Source organism: Methylocystis sp., from assembly GCF_050251305.1.
Taxonomy (GTDB): domain Bacteria; phylum Pseudomonadota; class Alphaproteobacteria; order Rhizobiales; family Beijerinckiaceae; genus Methylocystis.
Window position 1 is genome coordinate 67,221 of sequence record NZ_JBFWNB010000012.1, and the last position, 8,909, is coordinate 76,129.

Here is an 8,909-nt window from a genome sequence, read left to right on the forward strand (position 1 = left end):
GCCATGTTTGGATTTGGGTCCCGCACTCTGGCCGCGCGCCGCGTCCGTCTTTTCGGCGCAGCGGCGCTGATCGCCGCGGGCGTCATCTCAGCGAAAGCGCAGCTTGTCCTGCCGGGCGCCGTCGCGCCGAGCCCTGAGGGAACGGTCGCCGGCCCCGCCAAAAAAAGAAGCGTCGGCGGCGAGATGGGCGCAGCCGCAGGTCCCGCGATCATGCCGAAAGCGCCCGCCGAGGACGCGATCGTCGGGAAAACCCTCAAACAGGACGGCGAGGGAAGCGCGATAGAATTCTCCCGCGCCGGCGCCGACCTGCAGGTCGCGAAGCTCATGCTGATCGGCGATGATTTGCGGCGTTCGGGCGAATCATGCCGCGTGCAAGTCGCGGGCATGCCGCTGAAGCTCACGGCGCAGGCGAGCGATAATGGGCTGCGCCGCTATCAGATCGGATTTCCCGCCTGTCCCTTCACATTGGACGTCCTCGACGGCGCGATCCTCGTCACCAATGAGGGCAAGGCCTGCGAATTGAAAGAGGCCGGCTGCCGCGCCGATCCCGAGGGACTCTGGGGGATGAGCGCCGACGAAATCGACCCGAAGAAGGGCGAAGAAATGCTGGGCGCCCGCGCTCGCGTCGAGAAGACGGTGCGCAGCACCTTCCGCGCGCTTTACGACCAGCACAAGAAGGAAAAGGCGATCCGAAGCTTTCTGGTCAAACAGCAGGCGGGATTCTCCTCCTGGCGAGAGGAAGTGTGCCGCTCCTATGCGCGCGAGCCGGATTTCGGCTATTGCGCCCTGAGGTTAACGGAAGCGCGGGCGATCGCGCTCGGCGCGCAGCTCGCCTCGGGCGTCAAACTGCCGGCCGGCGTCGCCGAGGAAGTCGCGGCCGAGACCGTGAAGAAGGACGAGAAAAAATAGCGGCGGCTGCGCGAGAGGAGGGCGCAATGGCGAAATTGGCCGCGACGGCGATCGTTCTAGTGATCCTCTTCTCGACAGATCCCGCTTCGGCGAGCCCCTGGACCGAGGGACAGGCCGAATGGTTCAGGCATGGCGCGCGGCACGGGCGCTGGGATTGCTGGGGCAAATGTCCTGAAGGCCGCGCGCATCGCGGCGAAAGGCGACGCGGCGCGCATCGCCAGCGCTAACCCCCGAACTCGCCGGCCGATTCAGCCGCCCCTGCGCATCAGCAGACCGCGCGCGGGATCATAGGCGAGGATGGCGCCGACGAGGAACGCGCTCGTATAGGCGGCGAGAACGGCGAGCGACGTCCACGCGACTTTCTCATAGAAGGCGAAACGTATCAGTTCGACCGCATGGGTGAACGGATTGACTTCGCAGACGTAATAGAGCCAGGGGCTCGACTCCCTTACGCGCCACAGCGGATAGAGCGCGGATGAGGCGAAGAACATTGGAAAGATCACGAAATTCATCACGCCGGCGAAATTTTCGAGCTGTTTGATCAGCGATGAAAGCAGCATGCCGAGCGCGCCGAGCATCAGTCCCGAAAGGGCCAGCGCCGGCAGCACGGTGAGATAGCCCCATTTCGTCGGCGGCTCGATCTCCCAGAAAAAAGCGATCAGCAGGAAGGCGTAGACCTGCAGAATCGAGACGGCGACGCCCGCCAGAAGTTTCGAGCCGAGCAGAAACCAGCGCGGGAAGGGCGAGACGAGAAGCGTCCGCATATTGCCCATCTCGCGGTCGTAGACCATCGAGAGCGAGGACTGCATGCCGTTGAAGAGCTGGATCATCGCCATCAGTCCCGGCGCGATATAGACCTCGTACAGCACATAGGTTTCGTAAGGCGGGATGATCGAAACGCCGAGCACCTGCCGAAATCCCGCCGCGAAGATGAAGAGCCAGACCAGCGGCCGCACCAGAGCCGAGACGAAGCGCTCGCGCTGATGCAGAAAGCGCAGCCCCTCGCGCCAGACGACGCCCGAGAGACAGATGAGGTATTGGCGAAGGGTGAAGCCCTTGGGCGCAGCGACGTCGCTCATGCCGAAAGCCTCTCCCGATCGACCCCGGTGAGCCGCGCAAAGGCTTCGCCGATATTCGCCGCGCCTTGCGCCGCGTTGATCGCCGCCGCGCGTCCCGTTGCGAGAATTTTGCCCTGATGCAGAATGACCACCTGATCGTCGTCCGCCACTTCGTCGATCAGATGCGTTGTCCAGAGAACGCCCAAACCCTGATCGCGCACCAGGCCCCGAACGAGCGCGAGAAGATCGGCGCGCGCCTTGATGTCGAGCCCGACGGTCGGCTCGTCGAGCAGCAGCAGCCGTGGATCGTGCAACAGCGCACGCGCGATTTCGACGCGGCGCATCTGTCCGCCCGACAGCGCGCGCGCCTTGTCCTGCGCGCGGTCGGAGAGGCCGGCGCGCAACAAAGCCGCTTGGCCGAGGCGGCGCGCGTCGATCGGACCGATGCCGTGCAGGGCCGCGTGGTAGAGCAGATTCTGCATCACGCTCAATTCGAGATCGAGCGTGCGCGCCTGAAACACGACGCCGAGCTGGCGCAGCGCGGCGCCCGGCTCGCGCATGACGTCATGGCCGAAGATTTCGATCTCGCCCTGGCGCGCCGCGTAAAGCCGCGTGATGAGCGAAAACAGCGTGCTCTTGCCGGCGCCGTTCAACCCCAAAAGCACGGTGAAACTGCCGGGCGGAACGGAAAAGCCGACATCGTCGAGCGCCTTGCGCGTCCCGTAGGAATGGCTGACGTTTCTGATCGCAAGCGCAGGAATCATTGCGGAGCCACGACGACGCCCCAGGGGAAGGCCCCAACCGGTATCGACTTCACCACTTTGAGCGATGCGACGTCGATCACCGATATGTCGTTGGAGACGCCATTTGCGGTGAGCAGATATTTCTCGTCGGGCGTGAAAGCGAGATGCCAGACGCGCTGGCCGACGAGCAGATATTTTTCGACCTTCTTGGTTTCGGCGTCGATCACCGCGACGCGATTCGCCGGCCCAAGCGCCACGAAGGCGCGCTTTCCATCGCGCGTGATGGAAATGCCGATCGGCTGGATCGCTTCCTTCGACATCGCCGGAACCTCGAAGCTGATCTTCTGCTTCAATTCGCGCTTGGCCGGATCGATGACGGCGACCGTGCCGCCGACTTCCGACGAAACCCAAAGCTCCGAGCCGTCCTTCTTGAACTCGGCGAAACGCGGCCGTCCATCGACGAGAATATTGGCGACGATCTCCTTCGACTGGGTGTCGATGAGATGCGCCATATTGGTCGTCTCAGAGGTGTTGACGAGCAGCTTGCCGTCGGGACTGACCGCCATCCCCTCGGGTTCGACGCCGACGGGAATGTCGCCGATCATCGCTTTCTTCTTCACATCGATAAGCGTGACAAGATTGTCGTTTTCGTTCGAGACATAAATCACGTCGCCGCCGGGACTGAGCGCCAGAAGCTCGGGATCCGGGCCCGAGGGCAGCTTGCCGACGACTTTGAGCGTCTTCGTGTCGAGCACCTGAATGGCGTCGTCGTCGCCGGCGCAGACGTAGAGTTCTGAGCCGTCCTTGTTGAGCTCGATGCCGCGCGGGCGGCGGCCGACCTTCACGGTCGCGATCGCTTCCATCTTGTCCGTGTCGAGGACGGTGATGGTGTTGCCCTTCTCGTTGCTGACGTAAGCCTTGTAGGCGTAAGCCGGCGTGATGGAGAACGCAGCGCACAGCAAAGCGAAGGCCGCCGCACGAGCGACGGAAAGTCCGTTATGCCCGCGCTTGTCGCGGGCGTCCAAGCCATTGACGGCCGCGCATAAATGGCCGGGACAAGCCCGGCCATGACGCGGGAAGGGCGTGAGAGACAGGGCGCATGTCATTGCAGTTTGCATTTCGTCTCTGGCTGATCGACTCCGAGCGTGTCGAGTTCGCTCGTTTGATGGAGAAAGCCTTCTTGCGGCGAAACGGAAACGATCATCCGTCCGTCGGAAAGGAGGATCGGCTGGCGCAATTGCTGATTCCATGGCCGCAGCGTGAGCCGAACGCCTTTGAATGCGGCGATGGAGAAATCCTTGCCGAGCATGAACAGGCGGAGCTTCTCGGCGTCGTTCGAGGCGGTGCGCGTCGCGGCTTCGCCGATCATCCGCATCGCGAGCCAAGCCGCGTTGTCGCGCGCGTTCATCAAACGTCTGAATGTCTGGATGAATCGGTTCTGCAATTGGCGCGCGCCCCATTGCTCGTGTGAGGCGTCCCAGTTTGTCGGCGTGAGCCCGCCCGAGCCCGCCACGGGACGCGGGTCCCAGGTGCGATAGGGCAGATAGCCGCCGAAGACCTCGCTTTCGTCGGCCGCAACCAGCACGTCATAGGCTGGCGCGCCTTGGGTCAGGAGCGGAATCTGCCGCTGCGTCTGGACCGAGCCGGAGTCGCTGCGCCGGCCGCCGCCGGTGTCTTCATAGATCCGTTCATCGACAATCTTGGCGCCGAATTTCTTGGCGCTGTTTCGCAGCGCCTGCGCGAGAAGTTCGTCTTTCGGATGCGATCCCTTGACCAGAAGCCAACGCCGCCACTGTTTCCAGATCAGATATTGCGCCAGACCGTCCGCAAGCATCGAGCGCGTCGGCGCGACATGAATGATATTGGCTCTGCAGTCCTCTTCGCGCAGGCGCTCGTCCTGCGCAGAGACATTGAACAGGAGCGCGCCGCGAGTCTTGGCGCGCGCGCTCGCGGCAAGCAGACGGTCCGGCGAAAGGTCGGCGATGATGAACGAAACGCCGCCATCCGCCAGCGCGTCGACCGCGGCGCCGACGTCGGCGTTCTCGTCGAGGCTTTGGTCGACGGTCTCGAATTGCTGGTTGGTGAATTTGCCGGTCGTATTGTTGTCGGCGGCGCCGAGAAGCGCGCCGGCGAGCCCGTCGTCGGGCGCAGGGATGTCAAGAATGGACAGCGTTTCCTGGGAGTGCGGCTCGCGCAACATCCCAACCTTTACTTTCAAAGGGTCGCCCGCCGCGGGGAACGCGGCGAGCAGACATAAAAGACCGGCGGCCAGACGTTTCATTCGTCCTAGATGACCGCTCCGGGCGACCGGATCAAGTCTATCCGGCGTTCAGCCGGCCGATGATCCTAACGCGCGACGCGCAGCAGCGCCTTGCCGTTCTTGGATGCGAGCTCTTTGGCGTCAAGCGTGCCGTCGTTGTCAGGGTCCGCATCTTTGAACATGCCGGAGACCATGTTCAAATATTCGTCTTTGGACAGCGTGCCGTCATCATCGGGATCCGCCTTTGCGAAGGCGCCTTTCGAGACGCGTCCCTTCATTTCCTTATAATCGACGGTCCCGTCCGCGTCTTTTTCGAGACGCGTAAATAGATCCTCCGCCGATTTGTTGATCTCGTTGAGATCCACCGTGCCGTCATCGTCGGTATCGAGCGCGGCCACGGCTCCCGTCGCCTTTTTCGCGACCGCGGAGGTCGCCGGCAGCGCCACAACCCCTGCGAGCGCGAGCGCGCCGAACAGCAATGCTTTCTTCATGTGCGACTCCTTTGGATTAAGGGCATCGCCATCAATATAGCGCGCAGGACGCGAGGCGAACCAGCGGCGGCGCCGCGGCCCGCCGCGCCAGGGTGGGGGCTCTCACCTCAAAAGGTGAGCTTGACGCCTCCATAGACGCCGAGAGGCGGCCCCACCGAGACCATGCGCGGATTGTTGAACGCGAGGAAGGCGATATCGTTCGTGTCGAAGAATGTGCCGAAACTGCGCGACCGGGTATTCGTCACATTCTCGAGCAGACCATAGACCTGAATGTTCGGGCCAAGCTGGTAGGAAGTGCGAAAATTGAGGATGCCATAGGGCTGCAGCCGACCGGCAAGGTTGATTTCGTCGCCGCGAATCCACGGACCCGAGGTGTACTGGAAGTCGGCGCCGATCTTCCACAGCGGGTTCACGGCGAAGTCAATTCCGGTCTTGAACCGGTGGCGCGGCACAGAGGTCAGATTGGCGCCGGGCGTCACCAGGATCGAGCCGCCCGTGCCAAAGATTCCCGTCAGCGGATTGTCCGGCGAGCCGAGCACGATCGTCGAGCGGAACGTTGCGTCTGTCAGCGTGTAGTTGAGATAGGCGTTCACTCTTTCGGTCGTGTAGCGGAAGGACGATTCGAAGCCCTGGCGCAGCGTCGTGCCGGCGTTGGTGAAATAGCCGCGGCCGTTGATCGTGCTGGGCACGCTCAGAATGTCGTTGAAGCTGTAGGTTCGGAATGTGCTAAGGCTCCAGTTGAGATTGCCGGGAAGCGCGTCCGCATAGGCCGGCAGTATGGCGGGAAGCGCGAGGTCGCCGCGCAAGCCGGCTTCAATCGTCTGCGACTCGACCTGCTTCAACGGCGGGTCGGCGACGAGGAAGTTGTCGATGAGACAGGGGCGGTTGGGATCGGCGCATCCGAGTTCAAGCGGCGTCGGCGCGCGGTTGCCCTCCGAATAGCTGGCGTAAGCCGAGACGTTCGGCAGAATCTTGTAGGTCAGGCCGGCCACGGGATTGATGCGGTTGAAAACGCCGTTGCCGTTGAGCGCCGAGCCGAGCATGTCGTAGAGCGCGATGCCGGCGCGGTTGAAACGGGCGCCGGCCGTCACTTTCAGTTCGTCCGTCAGATCGAGCGAATCCAGCGCATAGACGCCGAGATAGTCATTCGCCGCGCGCACAGAGACGCTGGAGATGCCGCTCGCCTGCTCTTCGACAATATAGCCGAAGCCGCCGACGACGAGATTGGGCTGAATAATGCCCAGTTCCTCATTGGCGGAGAAGGCGGTCCAGCCGTGATCGTAGCTGACGCCAAACGTAATCTCGTTGTGGAACCCGAAATAACGATCGTCGTTCTTGACCTGCACCGTGCCGCCGATGGTGCGCGAACGCGTCCAGGTTCGATCCACAGCGCCGAGCGGGGCCTGTCCGTTGAAGAAATTGGGGATGTTCGTGTCGCCGGCGTCCGATTCGCAGAACTCCTCGCCCGCCTCGCATTCGAATTCCGTCGTGTTGCCGTCGACCCGCGCCTGATCGAAGGCGCGGTAGTGGATGTCGCCGAAGAGCTTCCAGGTCGGCGTCGCCTGAAATACGCCGTTGACGTCGAACATCGAGAGCGTGTTCTTGATCGTCTGCGGCGTGGTGAACACCGCGCTCTCGTCGAGGTTGGTGAGGTCGACCGGCGCAGGGCCCGACACGCCGAACTTGTTGTTCGCGAGCGTCACATTGGCGTGGATCTCGCCGCTGTCTCCGCGATAGCCGACGTCGCCATAGTAACGCTTGATATGCGCCCCGGAAAACTGGCGATAGCCGTCGTCGCCCAGCGCCTCCATGGCCTGATAGGCGGCGAACGGCCCCGACATTACGCCATATTGCATCGATGCCTGGCGGCGACCGCGGCTGCCGAAGCGCCCGTCGAGTTCGAAGCCCTGCCAGGTGAAGCCGTTTTTCATGTCGAGCGTGACGGCGCCGCCAATCGCGTTGAGGCCGAACAGCGGGTTGCCGGTGACGAGCGTGAAGCGGTCGATCGCCACGCTGGGGATCATGTCCCAATAGACATTGTCGCCCCAGGCTTCGTTAATGCGGATGCCATTCTGGTAAACCGCGAGGCCCTGCGGCGTGCCGGCGATCGGCGAGGCGACGAAGCCGCGAAAATCGATTTCCGGCATGAACGGGCCGCCGGCGACGTCATTGATGGAGACGCCCGGCGCCTGACGGACGAGGTTCTCCGGAAGATTGAACGCGCGCGTGTTCTGCAGCTCATTGCCGGTGATCGTATAGGTCGCCGCAGGAACGGCGTAGCGCACGACAGGAGACGCTTGAACGGGCGCCGCCGGTGTGGGCGTCGCGGTCGCGCCGCCGCTCGTCGGAGCGCGTTCGGATACGGACGCAGGGGCCCGAGACGTCGAGCGCAACGGCGCCCCGCCAACCTCGATCGTCGGCAGCGCCTGCTGGGCGCGCGCCGTCGTCGTAACCGCGATGCAAAGAGAGAGAAGCGAAACCTGTTTGACGTAGCGCATGTGCAGTCCGGGACATTCAACTTTGTTTGAATGAGTTATATCTGCGCGGCGCGCCGCCGATAGTGCCCGCGGGCGAAAGTACGGCAATATTTCCCGTCTGTTGCGTGACGGCTACACTTCTGAAAAATAACGCGAATCTTTGGATAAGCTCCCGTCATATTCGGGAATATTTCCCGGTTCGCCGCGACGACGTCGAACGCGGGCGCGCACGGGCGGCGCCTATGGCGGCGTGGGCGAGACGCCGGGCGTCTTCCGCCGCAGGCGCAGACTTGCGATCAGCACGGCGAGAATGCCGGTGACGAAAATGCCGTCGAAAGTTCCTGCGCCGCCAAATGACGCGATCGGCGTCTCGATCTCGTGAATCCGGCCGAGATTGAGCAGGTCGGCTCCGATCAGCGTGCCAAGGCTGCCGCTGACATAGGCGACCGGCGCGGCGAAATCGCGCGACAGCACGATCGCAAGCGCCGCTGACAACAGCGGCGGCGCGAAGATGGGCACGCTGATGCCGACGCCGGGAACGATCCGCGCGAAGAGATGCACGACCACAGCGACAATCGCGGTCGCCGCCGTTGCGACAATCCAGATGCGATTGCGGAAGAGCAGGTAGATCGAAAGCAGGAATGGAATGACGGCGCCGCCGACATTGACCGCCAGAATCGTTCCGGGCCAGTCAACCACGACCGGAGCGATATAGCGCTCGCCAAAAAACTCGATCACTTCTTGAGAGACGACACGTTCGTCGGCGAGATGCGCAACAGGAATGTTGACGTAGCTTCCCAAGAGCGACGCGAGCAATACGATTGTCGCAGACATCGGGCTCAAGCCGATGCGGCCATAGGCGTAACTCAGCACGCCAATTTGTATCAGAAGGAAAAGCGCAATGACCGCGCCGACGAAAATCGCATAGATGATTGGCGGCAGGGGAAGATATTGAAGAGAATGTGAATACA

Annotated in this window: 9 protein-coding genes; 2 read left to right on the top strand and 7 right to left on the bottom strand. The window is 62.8% G+C overall.

Annotation, left to right across the window (positions count from 1 at the left end):
* The first annotated feature begins 3 nt into the window (after positions 1-3).
* Positions 4-909 (top strand): hypothetical protein, encoded by a 906-nt coding sequence (locus AB7F41_RS06385; RefSeq protein WP_428406460.1) that lies wholly within the window; start codon positions 4-6, stop codon positions 907-909.
* 26 nt (positions 910-935) lie between these two features.
* A complete protein-coding gene (locus AB7F41_RS06390; RefSeq protein ID WP_428384351.1) occupies positions 936-1,136 on the top strand; it encodes a hypothetical protein in 201 nt (66 codons plus the stop codon).
* Between the two features lie 21 nt (positions 1,137-1,157).
* Here the strand turns inward: AB7F41_RS06390 and AB7F41_RS06395 are convergent, their stop codons facing one another.
* The 7 genes from AB7F41_RS06395 to AB7F41_RS06425 all read right to left on the bottom strand — a co-directional run.
* A complete protein-coding gene (locus AB7F41_RS06395; RefSeq protein ID WP_428384349.1) occupies positions 1,158-1,988 on the bottom strand; it encodes an ABC transporter permease in 831 nt (276 codons plus the stop codon).
* The gene (locus tag AB7F41_RS06400) at positions 1,985-2,731 is read right to left on the bottom strand and encodes an ATP-binding cassette domain-containing protein (RefSeq protein ID WP_428384347.1); all 747 of its coding nucleotides are present in this window, start codon (positions 2,729-2,731) and stop codon (positions 1,985-1,987) included. Before AB7F41_RS06400 ends, AB7F41_RS06395 begins: the two co-directional genes overlap by 4 nt.
* A complete protein-coding gene (locus AB7F41_RS06405) occupies positions 2,728-3,672 on the bottom strand; it encodes a YVTN family beta-propeller repeat protein (RefSeq protein WP_428384345.1) in 945 nt (314 codons plus the stop codon). The genes AB7F41_RS06400 and AB7F41_RS06405 overlap by 4 nt, the downstream gene beginning before the upstream one ends.
* 140 nt (positions 3,673-3,812) lie before the next feature.
* On the bottom strand, positions 3,813-4,991 hold the full coding sequence (locus AB7F41_RS06410) for an ABC transporter substrate-binding protein (protein ID WP_428384343.1): 1,179 nt from the start codon (positions 4,989-4,991) through the stop codon (positions 3,813-3,815).
* A gap of 65 nt (positions 4,992-5,056) precedes the next feature.
* A complete protein-coding gene (locus AB7F41_RS06415) occupies positions 5,057-5,461 on the bottom strand; it encodes an EF-hand domain-containing protein (RefSeq protein ID WP_428384341.1) in 405 nt (134 codons plus the stop codon).
* A 107-nt stretch (positions 5,462-5,568) separates the two neighbouring features.
* Positions 5,569-7,959, bottom strand: a complete 2,391-nt coding sequence (locus AB7F41_RS06420) for a TonB-dependent receptor (protein WP_428384339.1) — start codon at positions 7,957-7,959, stop codon at positions 5,569-5,571.
* A gap of 219 nt (positions 7,960-8,178) precedes the next feature.
* On the bottom strand, positions 8,179-8,909 hold a 731-nt coding region (locus AB7F41_RS06425; protein WP_428406461.1), incomplete at its 5' end, for a DUF1614 domain-containing protein.